Annotated in this window: 14 protein-coding genes and 1 pseudogene; 7 read left to right on the top strand and 8 right to left on the bottom strand. The window is 71.3% G+C overall.

What is annotated here, in order from left to right:
- The first annotated feature begins 366 nt into the window (after positions 1 to 366).
- The 3 genes from CCN42_RS26415 to CCN42_RS26405 all read left to right on the top strand — a co-directional run bounded on the left by CCN42_RS26415 (position 367) and on the right by CCN42_RS26405 (position 1,953).
- Positions 367 to 837, top strand: coding sequence for a BlaI/MecI/CopY family transcriptional regulator (locus CCN42_RS26415; RefSeq protein WP_281259533.1), 471 nt, complete (start codon positions 367 to 369; stop codon positions 835 to 837).
- A 9-nt stretch (positions 838 to 846) separates the two neighbouring features.
- A complete protein-coding gene (locus CCN42_RS26410) occupies positions 847 to 1,395 on the top strand; it encodes an amino-acid N-acetyltransferase (protein ID WP_086739340.1) in 549 nt (182 codons plus the stop codon).
- Between the two features lie 222 nt (positions 1,396 to 1,617).
- Positions 1,618 to 1,953, top strand: coding sequence for a histone-like nucleoid-structuring protein Lsr2 (locus CCN42_RS26405; protein ID WP_067299641.1), 336 nt, complete (start codon positions 1,618 to 1,620; stop codon positions 1,951 to 1,953).
- Here CCN42_RS26405 and CCN42_RS26400 read toward each other — a convergent pair.
- Complete coding sequence (locus CCN42_RS26400; RefSeq protein ID WP_086739338.1) at positions 1,932 to 2,606, bottom strand: SCO3374 family protein; 675 nt, start codon at positions 2,604 to 2,606, stop codon at positions 1,932 to 1,934. The genes CCN42_RS26405 and CCN42_RS26400 overlap by 22 nt on opposite strands.
- Before the next feature lie 430 nt (positions 2,607 to 3,036).
- Here CCN42_RS26400 and CCN42_RS26390 point away from each other — a divergent pair, with 430 nt between their 5' ends.
- A complete protein-coding gene (locus CCN42_RS26390; protein ID WP_086167689.1) occupies positions 3,037 to 5,559 on the top strand; it encodes an ATP-dependent Clp protease ATP-binding subunit in 2,523 nt (840 codons plus the stop codon).
- Positions 5,560 to 5,626: 67 nt separating this feature from the next.
- Here the strand turns inward: CCN42_RS26390 and CCN42_RS26385 are convergent, their stop codons facing one another.
- Both CCN42_RS26385 and CCN42_RS26380 read right to left on the bottom strand, forming a co-directional pair.
- Entirely contained in the window at positions 5,627 to 6,259 is a 633-nt protein-coding gene (locus CCN42_RS26385) for an HAD family acid phosphatase (protein WP_086167690.1), read from the bottom strand.
- A gap of 131 nt (positions 6,260 to 6,390) precedes the next feature.
- Positions 6,391 to 9,585 (bottom strand): NACHT domain-containing protein, encoded by a 3,195-nt coding sequence (locus CCN42_RS26380; RefSeq protein WP_086739336.1) that lies wholly within the window; start codon positions 9,583 to 9,585, stop codon positions 6,391 to 6,393.
- Positions 9,586 to 9,967: 382 nt separating this feature from the next.
- Between CCN42_RS26380 and CCN42_RS26375 the strand changes: the two genes are divergently transcribed.
- The 3 genes from CCN42_RS26375 to CCN42_RS26365 all read left to right on the top strand — a co-directional run bounded on the left by CCN42_RS26375 (position 9,968) and on the right by CCN42_RS26365 (position 11,638).
- Entirely contained in the window at positions 9,968 to 10,561 is a 594-nt protein-coding gene (locus tag CCN42_RS26375) for a M23 family metallopeptidase (RefSeq protein WP_086167692.1), read from the top strand.
- Between the two features lie 149 nt (positions 10,562 to 10,710).
- Positions 10,711 to 11,142: a helix-turn-helix transcriptional regulator gene (locus tag CCN42_RS26370; protein ID WP_086739334.1), complete on the top strand. Its 432-nt coding sequence runs from the start codon at positions 10,711 to 10,713 to the stop codon at positions 11,140 to 11,142.
- Positions 11,143 to 11,203: 61 nt separating this feature from the next.
- Entirely contained in the window at positions 11,204 to 11,638 is a 435-nt protein-coding gene (locus CCN42_RS26365) for a VOC family protein (protein WP_086167693.1), read from the top strand.
- Positions 11,639 to 11,663: 25 nt separating this feature from the next.
- On the opposite strand, the gene cseC is transcribed toward CCN42_RS26365, so the two are convergent.
- The 5 genes and pseudogenes from cseC to CCN42_RS26340 form a co-directional block, all read right to left on the bottom strand.
- Positions 11,664 to 13,139 carry a two-component system sensor histidine kinase CseC gene (gene cseC, locus CCN42_RS26360; RefSeq protein ID WP_086739332.1) on the bottom strand — a complete coding sequence of 492 codons (1,476 nt, stop codon included), beginning with the start codon at positions 13,137 to 13,139 and terminating at the stop codon, positions 11,664 to 11,666.
- 27 nt (positions 13,140 to 13,166) lie between these two features.
- On the bottom strand, positions 13,167 to 13,871 hold the full coding sequence (gene cseB, locus CCN42_RS26355; protein WP_086167695.1) for a two-component system response regulator CseB: 705 nt from the start codon (positions 13,869 to 13,871) through the stop codon (positions 13,167 to 13,169).
- A gap of 93 nt (positions 13,872 to 13,964) precedes the next feature.
- Positions 13,965 to 14,636, bottom strand: coding sequence for a hypothetical protein (locus tag CCN42_RS26350; RefSeq protein ID WP_211294804.1), 672 nt, complete (start codon positions 14,634 to 14,636; stop codon positions 13,965 to 13,967).
- A complete protein-coding gene (locus CCN42_RS26345; protein WP_043502979.1) occupies positions 14,624 to 15,163 on the bottom strand; it encodes a SigE family RNA polymerase sigma factor in 540 nt (179 codons plus the stop codon). The genes CCN42_RS26350 and CCN42_RS26345 overlap by 13 nt, the downstream gene beginning before the upstream one ends.
- Before the next feature lie 351 nt (positions 15,164 to 15,514).
- Positions 15,515 to 15,981, bottom strand: a pseudogene (locus CCN42_RS26340) (A/G-specific adenine glycosylase); the annotation flags it as partial.
- Between the last annotated feature and the right edge of the window lie 153 nt (positions 15,982 to 16,134).

Raw genomic sequence — 16,134 nt, 5'->3', positions numbered from 1 at the left:
CCCCAGCGCCCGAGCCGGGCCGCCGCACGATCCGGGCCGCCGTCGGAGCGCCCGAACGCCCGGCCGCTCCGCCGACGGCGCCCGCACCCGCGCCCCGGTCGCCTGACCCTCCGGCCCCCGGCCCTCCGGCTCCGGTTGTCGCGTCCCCCGCTGCTGTGTTCCAGCCGCCCCGGCAGAAGGCCGTCCCTGGCGGCCAGGGAGGGCACCCCTCCCCGCCTCGGGCGGCCGGTACCGGCCCTCGCGTCGGCGGCGGCAGCCCGTCCCAACCCCGTCACCGATGCCACGCCGCGCCCTTTTTGCTCGTGTTTGCTGGGAAAGGGCCCGTCCGGCACGCCATTGGCGAGATCTCCCACTATTGTTCAAGCTGTGCCTCGCCCATTGGGAGAACTCGAAGACGCGGTCATGACGCGGGTGTGGAAGTGGAACCGCCCGGTGACCGTTCGAGAAGTCCTGGAAGACCTTCAGCGGGAACGGTCCATCGCCTACACCACGGTGATGACCGTTTTGGACAATCTCCATCAGAAGGGCTGGGTCCGCCGCGAGGCGGAAGGCCGGGCCTATCGATATGAGGCGGTCTCCACCCGGGCCGCCTACGCCGCCGCCCTGATGAACGACGCCTGGTCGCAGAGCGACAACCCCGCCGCCGCACTCGTCGCCTTCTTCGGCATGATGAGCGAGGAACAGCGGCTCGCCCTGCGGGATGCCGTGCGCATCGTCGAGGGCCCGGAAACGCCGGAGCCGGAACCGGAACGGCCGCCACGGCCGGAAGCCCGCCCGCAAGCCGAAGGCACGGAAGCGGAGAACCCCGGCTCGGCACCGGAGCGCGACGGGCGATAGCGTCCGACCATGTCCGCAGAGAGCCCCTCCGCCGAGAACCCCGAAGTCACCGCTAAAGCCATCACCGTCCGCCGGGCCAGGACCAGCGATGTCCCCGCCGTCCGCCGGCTCCTTGACGCGTACGTCCGGCACGGCATCCTGCTCGACAAAGCGATGGTGACGCTTTACGAGGACATCCAGGAGTTCTGGGTCGCGGAACGGGACGACAACGCCGAGGTCGTCGGCTGCGGCGCCCTGCACGTGATGTGGGAAGACCTCGCGGAAGTGCGCACTCTCGCGGTGAAGCCGGGGCTCAAGGGCGCCGGCGTCGGCCACCAGTTGCTGGAGAAGTTGCTGCAGACCGCCCGCTGGCTCGGCGTCCGCCGGGTTTTCTGCCTCACCTTCGAAGTGGACTTCTTCGGCCGGCACGGCTTCGTGGAGATCGGCGAGACGCCGGTCGACACCGATGTCTACGCGGAGCTGCTGCGTTCCTATGACGAGGGCGTCGCGGAGTTCCTGGGTCTCGAACGAGTGAAACCGAACACCTTGGGCAACAGTCGGATGCTTCTGCATCTGTGATCGTCGCTATTCCGCTCCGCCGACCCTGCCCAGGTTCCCTATGTCCGAAACGCGCACGTTTCCGGGCAGTGGACGGGCAGTGGGTCTCTCCCAGGGGTTTGTGTTTTCCCAGCAAAAGCGGTTTGCTTTCCGACGTACTGCTGTACTGCATATAACAGGGGGCGGCGAAACGGCGGACGCCGCGGACCCCAGGTCCTCACGTTATCGATGAAAGGAAATCCGGTGGCACAGAAGGTTCAGGTCCTTCTTGTCGACGACCTCGACGGCGGCGAGGCGGACGAGACGGTGACGTTCGCGCTGGACGGTAAGACGTACGAGATCGATCTCACGACCGCCAATGCGGACAAGCTTCGCGGCCTTCTCGAGCCCTATGTGAAGGGCGGCCGTCGTACCGGGGGCCGTGCTTCGGGCGGGCGTGGAAAGGCGCGGGCCGCTTCCGGCGGCAGCCAGGACACCGCCGCCATCCGCGCCTGGGCGAAGGAGAACGGTTACGAGGTCAACGACCGTGGCCGCGTTCCGGCGTCCATTCGCGAGGCTTACGAGAAGGCCAACGGCTGAGCACCCACGCGCCGCAGCCGGATCCGGTGGAGTTGAGTCGCCACCGTGTCCACGACGCGTACGAGATCGGGGGCGCCCCCACCGCCCCCCAAGGCCGACAGCGTCGGCAGCGAGGCCCCGGCCTCGCACCCCGAACCGGGGGGCCGCACCCACACGGCGGCCCCCTGCGCCGAGTCGCCGCCGCCGGCGGCCGCCGGCGGCCCGCCTTCCCCCCACGGCGGGGCGACCGGCGCGGTGACCGGGAACTCTCCGGGAGTCCGCTCCACGCCCGTCCGCGGCGCCTCCATGAGGGCGCCCTCGCCGAGGACCGAGAGGTCCAGGTCCAGCGAGCCCCACTCCAGCCAGTCGAGCAGCCCCGGCAGCTCCTGCGCGGTGCCCGGGGCCGTCAGCAGCCGCACCCGTCCGCCCTGTGCGGCGACCGGAGAGGCCGGCGCCAGATGCCGCAGCGCGGCGATCCCCGCCGCGGCGGGGACGTCCAGGACGTCGAAGCACGGGCCCACCAGGAGCCGCAACGGGCTGCCGGGCACCACGGGCCATCCCAGATCGTTCTCGTACCACCCGCGGAGCCGGTCGCTCGCGTCGAGTGGCCGGCGGGGACGGCGGGGGTGGGGGACGGTGACGGACGGTGGGAACTGCGGGGCTGAGCCAACCATGCCAAGTGCAACCACCGAACGACCGTCCGGGTTACGCTGGGTGTTCTTGCGAATCCACAGGGTGGCGAAAAAGGGGGCGTGCGGGGGTGCGGGGAGGCGCAAGGTTGTTCGCCCGTAGCGGAGGGAAACGGTGTGCGCGGCATGGACCGTCCGTCGCAGCGGGTAAGACATCCCTAGTGGGAGGGGGCGACGCGCGGGAAAGGCCGTCTCACGTTCGCCATCGGCGTACTGATGGTGAGGGTAACTGCCTGGCCTGCGGGAACATCGTCTCGCACCATCGGGTTGGAGCAGATGTCGGCGTTCGGGGTCAGGAGGCCAAGGACGGTGTCGGCAGTTGGAATGAGCGGTCCCCGCTCGCGGGACTAAGCTGCGGAAGGACAGGGAGGGGAAGTTCCCCTTACTGCCTGACCGCTCTGAGGAGCGATTAACGATGTTCGAGAGGTTCACCGACCGCGCGCGGCGGGTTGTCGTCCTGGCTCAGGAAGAAGCCCGGATGCTCAACCACAACTACATCGGCACCGAGCACATCCTCCTGGGCCTGATCCACGAGGGTGAGGGTGTCGCCGCCAAGGCCCTTGAGAGCCTCGGGATTTCGCTCGAGGCGGTCCGCCAGCAGGTGGAGGAGATCATCGGCCAGGGCCAGCAGGCGCCCTCGGGCCACATTCCCTTCACCCCCCGTGCCAAGAAGGTGCTGGAGCTCTCGCTCCGCGAGGCGCTTCAGCTGGGCCACAACTACATCGGCACGGAGCACATCCTGCTCGGCCTGATCCGTGAGGGCGAGGGCGTCGCCGCCCAGGTCCTGGTCAAGCTGGGCGCAGACCTCAACCGCGTGCGGCAGCAGGTGATCCAGCTGCTCTCCGGTTACCAGGGCAAGGAGACCGCCGCCGCCGGCGGCCCTGCGGAGGGCACCCCCTCGACGTCCCTGGTCCTCGACCAGTTCGGCCGGAACCTCACCCAGGCCGCTCGTGAGTCCAAGCTCGACCCGGTCATCGGGCGCGAGAAGGAGATCGAGCGGGTCATGCAGGTGCTGTCCCGCCGGACGAAGAACAACCCGGTCCTGATCGGTGAGCCCGGCGTCGGCAAGACCGCCGTCGTCGAGGGCCTCGCCCAGGCCATCGTCAAGGGCGAGGTGCCCGAGACCCTCAAGGACAAGCACCTCTACACCCTGGACCTCGGCGCGCTGGTCGCCGGCTCCCGCTACCGCGGTGACTTCGAGGAGCGCCTGAAGAAGGTGCTCAAGGAGATCCGCACCCGCGGCGACATCATCCTGTTCATCGACGAGCTGCACACGCTGGTCGGTGCGGGTGCCGCCGAGGGCGCCATCGACGCGGCTTCCATCCTGAAGCCGATGCTGGCCCGCGGTGAGCTGCAGACCATCGGTGCGACCACGCTGGACGAGTACCGCAAGCACCTGGAGAAGGACGCGGCCCTGGAGCGCCGCTTCCAGCCGATCCAGGTCGCGGAGCCGTCCCTGCCGCACACGATCGAGATCCTCAAGGGCCTGCGCGACCGGTACGAGGCGCACCACCGCGTCTCGATCACCGACGAGGCGCTGGTCCAGGCCGCCACCCTGGCCGACCGGTACATCTCGGACCGCTTCCTGCCGGACAAGGCGATCGACCTGATCGACGAGGCCGGATCCCGGATGCGCATCCGCCGGATGACCGCGCCGCCGGACCTGCGTGAGTTCGACGAGAAGATCGCCGGTGTCCGCCGGGACAAGGAGTCCGCGATCGACTCGCAGGACTTCGAGAAGGCCGCCTCGCTGCGCGACAAGGAGAAGCAGCTCCTGGCCGCCAAGGCGAAGCGGGAGAAGGAGTGGAAGGCCGGCGACATGGACGTCGTCGCCGAGGTCGACGGCGAGCTGATCGCCGAGGTGCTGGCCACCGCCACGGGCATCCCGGTCTTCAAGCTCACCGAGGAGGAGTCGTCCCGCCTGCTCCGCATGGAGGACGAGCTCCACAAGCGGGTCATCGGCCAGAACGACGCCGTCAAGGCGCTGTCCAAGGCGATCCGCCGTACGCGTGCCGGTCTGAAGGACCCGAAGCGTCCGGGTGGCTCGTTCATCTTCGCCGGTCCGTCCGGTGTCGGTAAGACCGAGCTGTCCAAGGCGCTCGCCGAGTTCCTCTTCGGTGACGAGGACGCGCTGATCTCCCTCGACATGTCGGAGTTCAGCGAGAAGCACACGGTGTCGCGGCTCTTCGGTTCGCCCCCCGGTTACGTGGGTTACGAAGAGGGCGGCCAGCTGACCGAGAAGGTCCGCCGCAAGCCGTTCTCCGTCGTCCTCTTCGACGAGGTCGAGAAGGCCCACCCGGACATCTTCAACTCGCTGCTGCAGATCCTGGAGGACGGTCGGCTGACCGACTCCCAGGGCCGGGTCGTGGACTTCAAGAACACGGTCATCATCATGACGACCAACCTCGGCACCCGGGACATCTCCAAGGGCTTCAACCTGGGCTTCGCCGCCCAGGGCGACACGAAGACCAACTACGAGCGCATGAAGAACAAGGTCTCGGACGAGCTGAAGCAGCACTTCCGGCCCGAGTTCCTCAACCGCGTCGACGACGTGGTCGTCTTCCCGCAGCTGACCCAGAACGACATCCTCCGGATCGTCGACCTGATGATCGGCAAGGTGGACGAGCGCCTGAAGGACCGGGACATGGGCATCGAGCTGTCCCAGTCCGCCAAGGAGCTGCTGTCCAGGAAGGGCTACGACCCCGTGCTGGGCGCCCGGCCGCTGCGCCGGACCATCCAGCGCGAGATCGAGGACTCGCTGTCGGAGAAGATCCTCTTCGGCGAGCTGCGCCCCGGTCACATCGTGGTCGTGGACACCGAGGGCGAGGGCGAGTCCCAGACCTTCACCTTCCGCGGTGAGGAGAAGTCCGCCCTGCCGGACGTCCCGCCGATCGAGCAGGCGGCCGGCGGTGCCGGGCCGAACCTGAGCAAGGAGTAGGCCCCACGGCAAGTGAAAGGGCCGGTGCCCCGTCCGGGCACCGGCCCTTTCGCGTGCGCGCGGAGCCCTACGACAGCTGTCCGTCGTAGTCCGGCAGCTTGTACGTCCTCTCGGCGTGGCCGCCCGACAGGTCGGTGGTGTTGTTGCCGATGTTGGCGATGATCGTGTAGCCCTTGGACTCGATGGCTACGCGCTGTGCCGTCTTGTAGTCGGCGACGTTCTTGAAGAGGTCGAAGAAGCCGCGGACGTGGAGCCCGGAGACCTCGTAGCCGACCTTCTCCAGGTTGTACTCGGTGGGCGCGGAGATGATGCCGGGGCGGGCGGTCACGAAGAACAGGGCGACGCCGTGCTCCTGGGCGTACTCGGCGGCCTCCAGGACCGGCTTGTTGGCCGGCTGCGGGTAGCTGAACCCGAAGTCGGTCTCCAGGGCCGTGTTGTCGATGTCGAAGACGATCGCCTGCTTCTCGCCCGGCTTCTGCTGGGCGATCCGCTGCTGGAGGTAGGGCAGGGCCTGGTCCATCACGGCCTGGCAGTCCTTCTGCCAGGTGCCGTAGTCGACGTCGGCCGCCGCGGTGGTGGCCGCGGTGGCGACGGCGGTGGTGCCGGTGCCGGTCGTGGCCTCGGCGGGGGCGGCGATGGCCAGCAGGGCGGCCGCGGTGACGGCGAGGGTGGCCGTGCGGCGCATCCCGGGTCTCGTCATGGGTGGGGGGTCCTCTCACGTCGGTACTGCCACATGTCGTGTGCATGTTCGTGTACGAGGGTGACGCGAGGTGAACCGTATGGTTACCGGACGGTACGTGGCTAGAGGCATGCATCACGTGACGGCATGCGTCATACGACGGCACGCACCCGGGCGATGGACGGGGGGCAGGGCAGCGGCGCCAGGACCTCGTCCGGGATCCGCGACGCGTCCGGCGCGGGCACGACCACGACCTTGCGCAGCCCGGGGAACAGCTCGGGGATCCGCGTCAGGTCCTCGGTGCCGTGCAGGTTGTTCAGCCGCAGGCTGGTGATCCCGGGCAGCGGCGGGCCCTGCCAGCCGACGGCCTGCCAGTTGATCCGCAGCTCGGTCAGCTCGGGCAGCCGGGCGATCTCCTCGTAGTCCTCCGGGCCCAGTTCGCCGTAGAGCGCGGCCAGGCTGAGCTGCCTGAGGGAGCGGAAGCGGTGCAGGCCGCGCAGCCGGGTGTGCCACAGCGCCATCTTGGTGAACCGCAGATAGCGCAGCGGGAGCTCCGTCGGGATCGCCTCGTCGAGGGACCCGGCCTCCAGTGGCACTCCCACGTCCAGCTGGTCGAGCCTCCGGCACCGGGCGAGGACGTGCAGCGCGCCCGGCCGTTCCAGCCCCGGCAGCAGATCGAGCGACAGCCAGTTCAGCGGCAGCCCGGCGAGCGGCGTGAGGTCGGCCACGTGCGGGGCTCTGCTCAGGTCGAGGTGGGTCAGCCGCCGCAGGCCCGCCAGGCAGCTCAGGTCCCGTAGCGCGTCGTTGCCGCGGATGATCAGCTTCCTCGTGCGTTCCGGCTCGAGTCCCGCCGCGATGGCGTCCGCCGGGATGTCTCCGGTCAGCTGGACCTTCCGGCGCCCGCCCAGCTCGCGCAGGAAGCGGAGATGGTCGGCGGAGTGAGCCGCGAAGAACAGCCCGCCCTCCCGCAGCTGCGCGATGACCTCCTCCCCGTACGGCCGCAGCGGGAACCGGTGCCATGTCCAGGTCAGCTGCGCCCGTACCTCCAGGGAGGCATGCCCGCGGAACCGGGCCAGCACCGGGAGGGCCGCTTCCGTGCCGATCAGCGACGCCGTGACGACGACCGCCCGCGCCTCCTCCTCGCTCAGTCCCTTCGGCCCCGGCAGCAGCTCCAGGGCGAGCGGCCCCGCCTCCGCCAGGGCGCGGGCCTCCTGGGTGGAGCGGGGCGGGATCAGCGCCGCGGCCCGCCGCTCCACCTCGGTCCGGACCAGCGGGTCGAGTTCCGTGGCGTGTTCCAGGCAGGCCAGCGCCAGCAGCCGTACGCGGGTGCTCGCGGCGCCCGTCAGCCGGTCCGCGGCGTCGATCAGGCCGCGCAGCAGATCGGCGCGTTCACGGGGCCGGGCGTGCGCGACCGCCATGCGGATCACGTCCGACCACTCGGTGTCCGCCGCGCTGCGCACCAGCAGCCCGAAGTCGCCGTCCTCCACGGCGGCCCGCGCCCCGAGGTAGTCCTGGAAGGTGCGGTGCACGAACTCGACCGTCCCCTCCGACGGTTCGCGGAGCAGGCCGCTGCGCAGCAGCAGATGGCCGAGGATCCGCTCCGCGTCGCCCTGCGCCGCGGCGGCCGGCAGGGCGGGCAGCACGTCGGCGACGATCCGGACGGCGCGTTCGCGGTCCAGCTCGGACTGGTTGTTGCGGATCAGCCAGTAGGCGAGCCGCTGGAGGAGCTGGATCTGGGGGAGTTCGGTGAGGTGCACCCCGTCCCCCGGGGTGATCATGTCGCGTTCCTCGTCCCGGCGGGCGAGCAGCATCGACAGGGCGGCGTCGTACAGCTCCTGCCGTCCGTGCGGGAGGTAGCCGCGCCGGTCGCGGTGCAGGGCGCAGATCAGACCGCACATGAGCGGGTTGGTGGCGAGCTGCCCGAGGTCGGGCTTGGTGCGGACGGCGTCGAGCAGGGTGCGTTCGTAGGTGTCGAGGAGACCGGGGTCGGGGGCGCCGATCCGCGCGGCGGCGTGCCACCGGGTGATGAACGCGGCCACGTCGTCGCCGCTCATGGGGGTGAGGGCGAGTTCGGTGAATCCGTCGGCGGCGAGCCAGTCGGCGCGGACGGCGGAGGGGCGGGAGGTCACCAGCCACTGGTTGCCGGGGTAGACGTCGAGCAGCTCGCGCAGCCAGCGCCGGGTCCGCTCGCGGTCCCGCTCGGGGATCTCGTCGATGCCGTCGACGAGGAGCAGCCCGCGGCCGTCGCCGAGCACCCGGTCCGCCCAGCCGGCGGGCTGGCCGGCGTGGAAGGGGACGCGCACGGCGGCCAGGAAGGCGTCGGGGGCGGGCAGACCGTCGGGACGGCGGACCAGGGTGCGCAGCGGCAGGACGAAGGGGATCCGGCAGCCGGGCCCGCGGGGGCCCGTCGAACCGCCGGGTCCACCGGGCGGCGGGGTGCCGCCGGACGCGCCCGGGCCGCGCTCGCCGCGGGCCGCGGTGACCGCGAGCCACTGCACCAGCGTCGTCTTGCCGGAACCGGCGACGCCGCGCAGCAGGACCCGGTCGTGCTCGGCGAGTGCCCGGTCGGCGGGCAGGGCGGTGGCGGCGGAGACGACGGGCCCGCCGTCCGGGTCGCCCGTTTGGTCGTCGCCGCCGTCCGGGTGCAGGGCCGTGAGGCTCAGGTAGGCGGCGTCCAGGGGCCAGCGGTCGGGCGAGGTGACGAGGTCGATGCCGTAGATCGTGAGGTGGGCGTGGCGGGTGGCGACGTAGGAGAGGTAGCGCTGTTCGAAGGCCTGGTCGGTGCCGGCGGGCGGCGGTGTGCGGGCGATCAGCTCGTCGACCTTGGTCATCAGCTCGCGCTGGCGGCGGGTCTGCTCGACCAGGGTGCGCGGGACGAAGGTGGACCGCTGGGTGAAGAAGTGCAGGATGTGCAGGCAGGCGGTGGTCAGCAGCCGGTCGAGGAAGAGTCCGGCGTCGCGGGAGAGGTGGCGGGCCGGGTCGCCGGCGGTGCGGCGCAGCCGGTCCGCCAGGGCCTCGGGGCCCAGTTCCACGGCCTGGACGTCGGTCATGGTGAGGTCGCCGAGGGCGTGGAGGGTGTCGGCCAGGGCATGTGCGACGGCCTGTTCCTCGTCGGAGGGCAGCGGGCGTTCCCCGGTCGCGAGGGCCTGCCGGACCAGCTCGGCGGCCAGCCGCTGGACGTCCGCGGGGCCGAGCCGTCGTTTCTCGCCCCGGAACGAGAGGTGACCGGAGAGCCGTACGGGCCGGTCCACCAGTCCGGCGCCCGGGCCCTCGGTAACGAAGAGCCTTCGTATGAGCGGCGTCACAACGCTGGACGCCAGCCTGACCCCGATGGCCGTCGGTTCCATCCCGGTCTCCCCCGAAATCCGTCGACACCCCGTCTGACCAGCAGCGTAGCGCCGGTCACATTCGGGGGGCGCTGGATCTCGCCGTCCGGTGACATGCCGCACAGGCGATTTGTCCGGTACTAGGCGGAATAGTGGAAACGCCGATTTGGACAAAAGGGACGTACGACCCGGAATGCCTTGGCTGGAATCGGCGTCCTGGGGTGGTTCGTCCCGAATGAGGGCTCTGTCAAGAGTCGGGAGGTTTCAGGGTCAAGTACTAGCTTGGGCCGTAGAAGACGGTTTTGGGCCTTTGCGGGAGGCCGGGTTACCAAGGGATAGCCATCCGGAGCCGATGCCTGTGCGCCGGGTGGTTCTCTCTGTCCCCGACCTTCCGAGGTAGCGAATGTTCCCGCGTGTCACGTCCCGTTCTTCCCGTACGGCCCAGCTCCGCACCCGCGCGGCCGTCCTGGCCACCGGCCTGGGTGCCTCGGTCGTGCTGGGGGCCGGGGTCGCGGCCGCCGCCCCCTCCGCCGCGCCGACCGCCGTCACCGCCACGACCGCCGCCGCCAAGAAGGCCGCCGGCTGGGTCACCCCGGTGAAGGGCTACACCAAGACCGCGAGCTTCGCCCAGAACGGCGCTCGCTGGCAGTCCACCCACAGCGGTCAGGACTTCGCGGTGCCGAGCGGCACCAAGGTCGTCGCCGCCCACGGCGGCACCGTCGTCAAGGCCGGCGGCAACGGCGCCGGCGACGGTCCGGCGTACGGCAACGCCATCGTCATCAAGCACGGCAACGGGCAGTACTCCCAGTACGCCCACCTGTCCACGATCAACGTGAAGGTCGGCCAGATCGTCGCCACCGGCCAGAAGATCGCCCTGTCCGGCAACACCGGCAACTCCAGCGGCCCGCACCTGCACTTCGAGATCCGCACCACGCCGAACTACGGCACGGCGATAGACCCGGTCGCCTTCCTGCGCGGCAAGGGCCTCTCCCTCTGAGGCCACCGCCACCGCACCGGCCGGCCCCCGATGAGAGCCGGCCCGCCCTCGCCGACGTGACGGACGCGAGAACCGGCTGAACCTCCGACGGCCCCGGGCGCCCCACAGCGCCCGGGGCCGTTGTCAGTGCCGCGTGCCACCATCGGCGCATGGACACCATGCGGCCGTTGCGCCTCGCCAAGGACGTCATGGACCGCGACTGGGCCGACCCCGATCTCGACCTGGCCGCGGTCGCCGGGCACGCCGGGTATTCACGCTTCCACTTCGTCCGCGCCTTCAAGGCGGCCTACGGCGAGACGCCCGGCCGGTATCTGACGCACCGCCGCATCGAGCGGGCCGAGGAGCTGCTGCGCGCCGCCGACCTGTCGGTCACGGAGATCTGCCACCTGGTCGGCTTCAGCAGCCTCGGCACCTTCTCCACCCGCTTCAAGGACAGCACCGGACTCACCCCGAGCGAGTACCGCGCCCGGTACGTCCGCGCGGGCGCCTCCCTCATACCCGGCTGCTACGCCCTGCTGTGGGCCGGCGGCTTCCCCCGGCGCGCCGCCACCCAGGACCGCAATTCCCAAGAAGCGCCCTGAGACCCGCCCCGCCTACGGTGACGAACACGGACACCGACAGCGGACTCAGGAGAGCAGAGCCATGATCACCGGCCTGGGCATCACCACCGTCTGGACCTTCGACCAGCAGCGCACCAAGGCCTTCTTCACCGAGAAACTGGGCTTCGAGGTGCGCAGCGAGGTCCCCATGGGCGCCATGCGGTGGGTCACCGTCGGCGCCAAGGAACAGCCGGACGTCGAGCTGGCCCTGATGAGCCTGGACGGGCCCGGCCTGGACGCCGAGTCGTCCCAGGCGCTGAAGAAGCTGGTCGGCAAGGGCGTCATCGGCGCCGGAGCGTTCCGCACCGACGACTGCCGGGGCGACTACGAGACGTTCCGGGCCCGCGGCGTGGAGTTCGTCCAGGAGCCCCAGGAACGGCCGTACGGCATCGAGGCGATCTTCCGCGACGACAACGGCAACTGGTACTCGCTGACCGAGCGCAGCGCGGAGCTGGACTTCTCGAAGGACTTCGGCTGAGGTCCCGCCGGCCACCCCCTGGGCCTCACTGGTCGCCGGACAGCGGCAGCATCGGATAGCTGCCCGTGTTCGTCGGCGCGTGCTCCGGCAGCCACAGCACGGCGACCGCGCCCTCGGCCGGAATGCGCGCGGGCGCGCCCGGCGGGCGGACGTTGCGGAAGGTCAGGCGGGCGCCCAGCACCCGGGCCTGCCCCGCGGCGATGGTCAGGCCCAGCCCGTGGCCGTGCCCGGCCCGGTCCTGGCTGCCGGTGCGGAACCGGCTCGGGCCCTCGGCGAGCAGATCCTCCGGGAAGCCAGGACCGTGGTCGCGGACCCGGATCACCCGGCCCTCCACGGTGACCTCGACCGGCGGCCTGCCGTGCCGGGCCGCGTTGGCGAGCAGGTTGAACAGCACCCGCTCCAGGCGCCGCGGATCGGTGGTGACCTCCGACTCGTGCACCACGTGCACCGTGATCCCCGGGTCCTTCGCCGCCACCCGCCGGGCCACGAACTCGCCCAGCATGATGTCCTGCAGCTCGGCCCGCTCGGACGCCCCGTCCAGCCGTGCCACCTCCAGCACGTCCTCCACGAGGGTGCGCATGGCCTTCGCCCGGTCCAGCACCAGCTCGGTCGGGCGGCCCGGCGGCAGCAGCTCGGCCGCGGTGAGCAGCCCGGTCACCGGGGTGCGCAGCTCGTGCGCGATGTCGGCGGTGACCCGGCGCTCGGCCTCCAGCCGCTGCTGGAGCGCGTCCGCCATCGCGTCGACGGCCCGCGCGAGATCGTCCGTCTCGTCCCGCACCACACCGCCGATCGCCTCCCGCACCCGGACGTCCGGCTCGCCCTTGGCGACCCGGTTCGCGGCGGCGGCGGCCTTGCGGAGCCGGCCCGACAGCTGTCCGCCGATCAGCACGCCGAGCGCGCTGCCGACGAGGACGACCGCGATCGAGCCGATGACCAGGGCCTGGTCGAGGTCGTTGAGGATGTCCGTACTGCGCTCGGTGAGCCCGGTGTGCAGCGACAGCACATGGCCGTCGGCGATCGGCACGGCGGCCCAGATGTCGGGGGAGCCCCCCGGCGGGTCCCCCACGTAGGTCGCCCGGCGCCCCGCCTCCACCTTGGCCCGCAGCTCGTCCGGCAGATGCGGGTCGTCGATCTTGACGTTGGCGAAGTTGGCGCGGTTGGACAGGTCGAAGGTGTGCTCGGCGATCTGCACGTCCGCGAGGTCGCGCTGGGCGATCTGGATGCGCTCGTCGGCGAGGTCGCGCGCGTTGTCCAGCATCGAGACGCGGGCGGCGTTGTGCACCACGAGGCTGAGCGCGATCGCGACCAGCGCGCCGACCAGCGCGATCGCCGCGCTGAGCTTCCAGCGCAGCCCGGTGCGCAGGCCGCCGGGCAGACCGGTCCGCAGGCCCGGGCCCAGCGTGCCGCGGAGCCTGCCGCCGAGCCGCGCGCCGGTGGCCGCGCCGGGGCCCGCGCCGAGCAGCGCACGGTCACCCGCGCGCCGGGCGGACAGGCGTGTCATCCCCCGCATCACGTCGACAGCCCCCGCTCAGGCCTTCAGCTTGTAACCGAAGCCGCGGACCGTCTCGATCCGGTCCTGGCCGATCTTCTGCCGCAGCCGCTGCACATGGACGTCGACCACCCGGGTGTCCCCGCCCCAGCCGTAGTCCCAGACCCGCTCCAGCAGTTTGTCGCGGGAGAGCACGGTGCCCGGCGCGGCCGAGAACTCCAGCAGCAGCCGCATCTCGGTCGGCGTCAGCGCCACCGGCTGTCCGGCCCGGCGCACCTCCATGCCCTCGGTGTCGATCTCCAGGTCGCCGAAGGTCAGCACCCCGCCGGACGCCGCGGCACCGGACTCGTCGGCCCGGTCGCCGCCGCCGGCGTGGCCGAAGCGGCGCAGCACCGCGCGGATCCGGGCCACCAGCACGGCACCGTCGAACGGCTTGGTCACGTAGTCGTCGGCGCCCGCCTCCAGACCCAGGACGACGTCGATGGCGTCGGCCCGCGCGGACAGCATGATCACCGGCACGGTCGACTCGTCGCGGATCCGGCGGCACAGGCTGACCCCGTCCAGTCCCGGCACCATGACGTCCAGCAGGGCGATGTCTGGGCGGTTCGCGCGGAACGCCTCCAGCCCCGACAGCCCGTCGGGCATGGCGGTGACCGCGAAGCCGTCCCGCTCCAGGGCGAGCTGGGTGGCCTCGCGGATGACGTCGTCGTCCTCGACGAACAGGACGTGGGTCTGGTCTGCCATCCGGGGTGCTCCGTCGGTGCTGGTCGGTGTCGGTGTCGGTGTCGGTGTCTGAGTCGGTGCCGGTGTCGGTGCCGGTGTCAGTGGCTCCGGGCGTCAGTTGCTCTCGGGTGCCGGGGCGGGGGCCTCCCCGACGGCGTTGCCGTACTCGTTGTGCATGCGGTACTCCTCGGCGAAGCGGTTCCCGGTCCAGCGGTAGGTGATCACCACCTCGCCGGAGGGGTTCGAGACGGGATCGCCCTTCTCGTACACCTGCCGGGTCACCACCAGATCGCCGCGGTCGATCTCCGCGTACACCGGGGACTCCTCGGCCCCGAAGACATTCTCGTACCGGCCGTTCGTCCGGTGGTACACGTACGACCCGACCCCGACCGCGTCACCACAGGTCAGCACATTGACCACGAGGTCGTCCACGGTCCCGCCGGTCAGATCGCCGTACGACACGTCGATCGGGTAGTCGTCGGGGACGCAGGGCTTCAGCTCGCGCTTGACCGCCGCGGAGACCCGCGGGTCGCTGCGCACCAGCCGGAGCGCGTCCATCCGGCTCGGCGTGACCGACGCGGACGGCTGGTCGGAGGGCGCGGCGCCCGCGCCGGCCACCGTGCCGATGTGCGCCGGCCCCTCGTCCCGCGCACCGGTGCCGCCGGTGCCGCACGCGGCCAGACACAGGGCGAGGGCGGCGAGCAGGACCACCGCCTTGCCCACCGCCCGGACGCCTCGGTCGCCGGAGGCTGTCCCAGCCGCTCCCGTACCGGTCAGGCCGCGCACCGCTCCCGCTCCTCACGCTCCAGCGCGCGTGCGTCCAGATCGCGGGCCTCCAGCTCCTCGCGGAGCCGGGCGAGCGCCCGGTGCAGCGTGCTCTTGACCGTTCCGGCCGACATGCCGAGGGCGGCGGCCGTCTCCTCCGTGGACATCTGCTCCCAGTGTCGCAGCACGACCACGCTGCGCTGCTTGGGGGCGAGCACCTTCATGACGTCCATCAGCAGGGCGCGGTCCGCGTGCTGTTCGGTGGAGTCGTCGACCGAGGCGTCCGGCAGCTGCTCGGTCGGCACCTCCTCCAGCTTCCGCGCCCGCCACCATTCGGTCCGGGTGTTGATCATGACCCGGCGCAGGTAGGCGTCGGCCAGGCGCTTGTCCGCGATGCCGTCCCAGCGGCCGTACGTCCGCGCGAGCGCCGTCTGGAGCAGATCCTGCGCGTCGACCGGATCCGGTACCAGGCGCCGGGCGCTGCGCAGCAGCGCGTCCTGCCGGGTGCGGACGTACTCCTCGAACTCGAGCACCTCGCCCTGCGCCATGAATACCGCCTCCGTCTTCCCCGTTGTCCCGTTGCTCGTCCCGACGCTGCCGGGCACGGCAATGAAGCTACGGAGGCGTTGTCACGGGGCTGTGCGAAGCAGCCCGCGACTGTCAATCGGCTGTCCGTCGGTTGTGTAACGAAAGGAGGAACGGGGTAAAAGGGCAGGGCTTTTCATGCGGGTGTGGGATGATTTGCGACGAGTGGGAGGCGGGCGCGACGACGGCCGGTGACGGCGGCACTGTCACATCCGTCAGCTCGACGGCCGTTGTCATCCGTCAGCTCAGCCACCGTTCTCGTTCGTCAGCTCAGCCACCGTTCTCGTCCGCTGGCTCAGCGGCGCTCGTACACCTCAGCTCAGCGGCAGCCGGTACATCCCGCCGGGCAGCGGCTCGACCAGGCCGTCGGCGACNNCACCGGCTCGTGCCACACCCGGTCCAACGCGGCCTGCGGAACCGGCGCGTGGGCCTCGCGCAGCACGGCGAGCAGCTTGCCGCGGACCTGCCGGTCGGTCCCGGCGTACGTCTGGCCGCGGCGCGGCGGTCCCTCGTGCTCCGGCTTGCCCGCCAGCCGCCAGGCGCACTGCGCGGCGATCGGGCAGCGCTGGCAGCTCTCGTTCTTGGCGGTGCACACCAGCGCGCCCAGCTCCATCGAGGCCGCGGCCCAGCGGGCGGCGGTCCGCTCGTCCTCGGGCAGCAGCGCACGGGCCAGCCGGCGCTCGGCGGCGGTGGTGGCGTTCGGCGGGTACCGCACCCCGGTCACCGCGCGGGCGAAGACCCGGCGCACATTGGTGTCCAGCACCGGATGGCGCTGGCCGGCATCGGCGAGTACACGGCCGCCGCGGTCGCCTCCTTCGCGTACGGCCAGCGCCATCCGGTGCTGGACACCAATGTGCGCCGGGTCTTCGCCCGCGCGGTGACCGGGGTGCGGTACCCGCCGAACGCCACCACCGCCGCCGAGCGCCGGCTGGCC

This window comes from Streptomyces glaucescens, from assembly GCF_002154375.1.
Taxonomy (GTDB): Bacteria; Actinomycetota; Actinomycetes; order Streptomycetales; family Streptomycetaceae; genus Streptomyces; species Streptomyces glaucescens.
The sequence above is the reverse complement of the archived record's forward strand: the minus strand, read 5'-3'. Positions and strand labels throughout refer to the sequence as shown.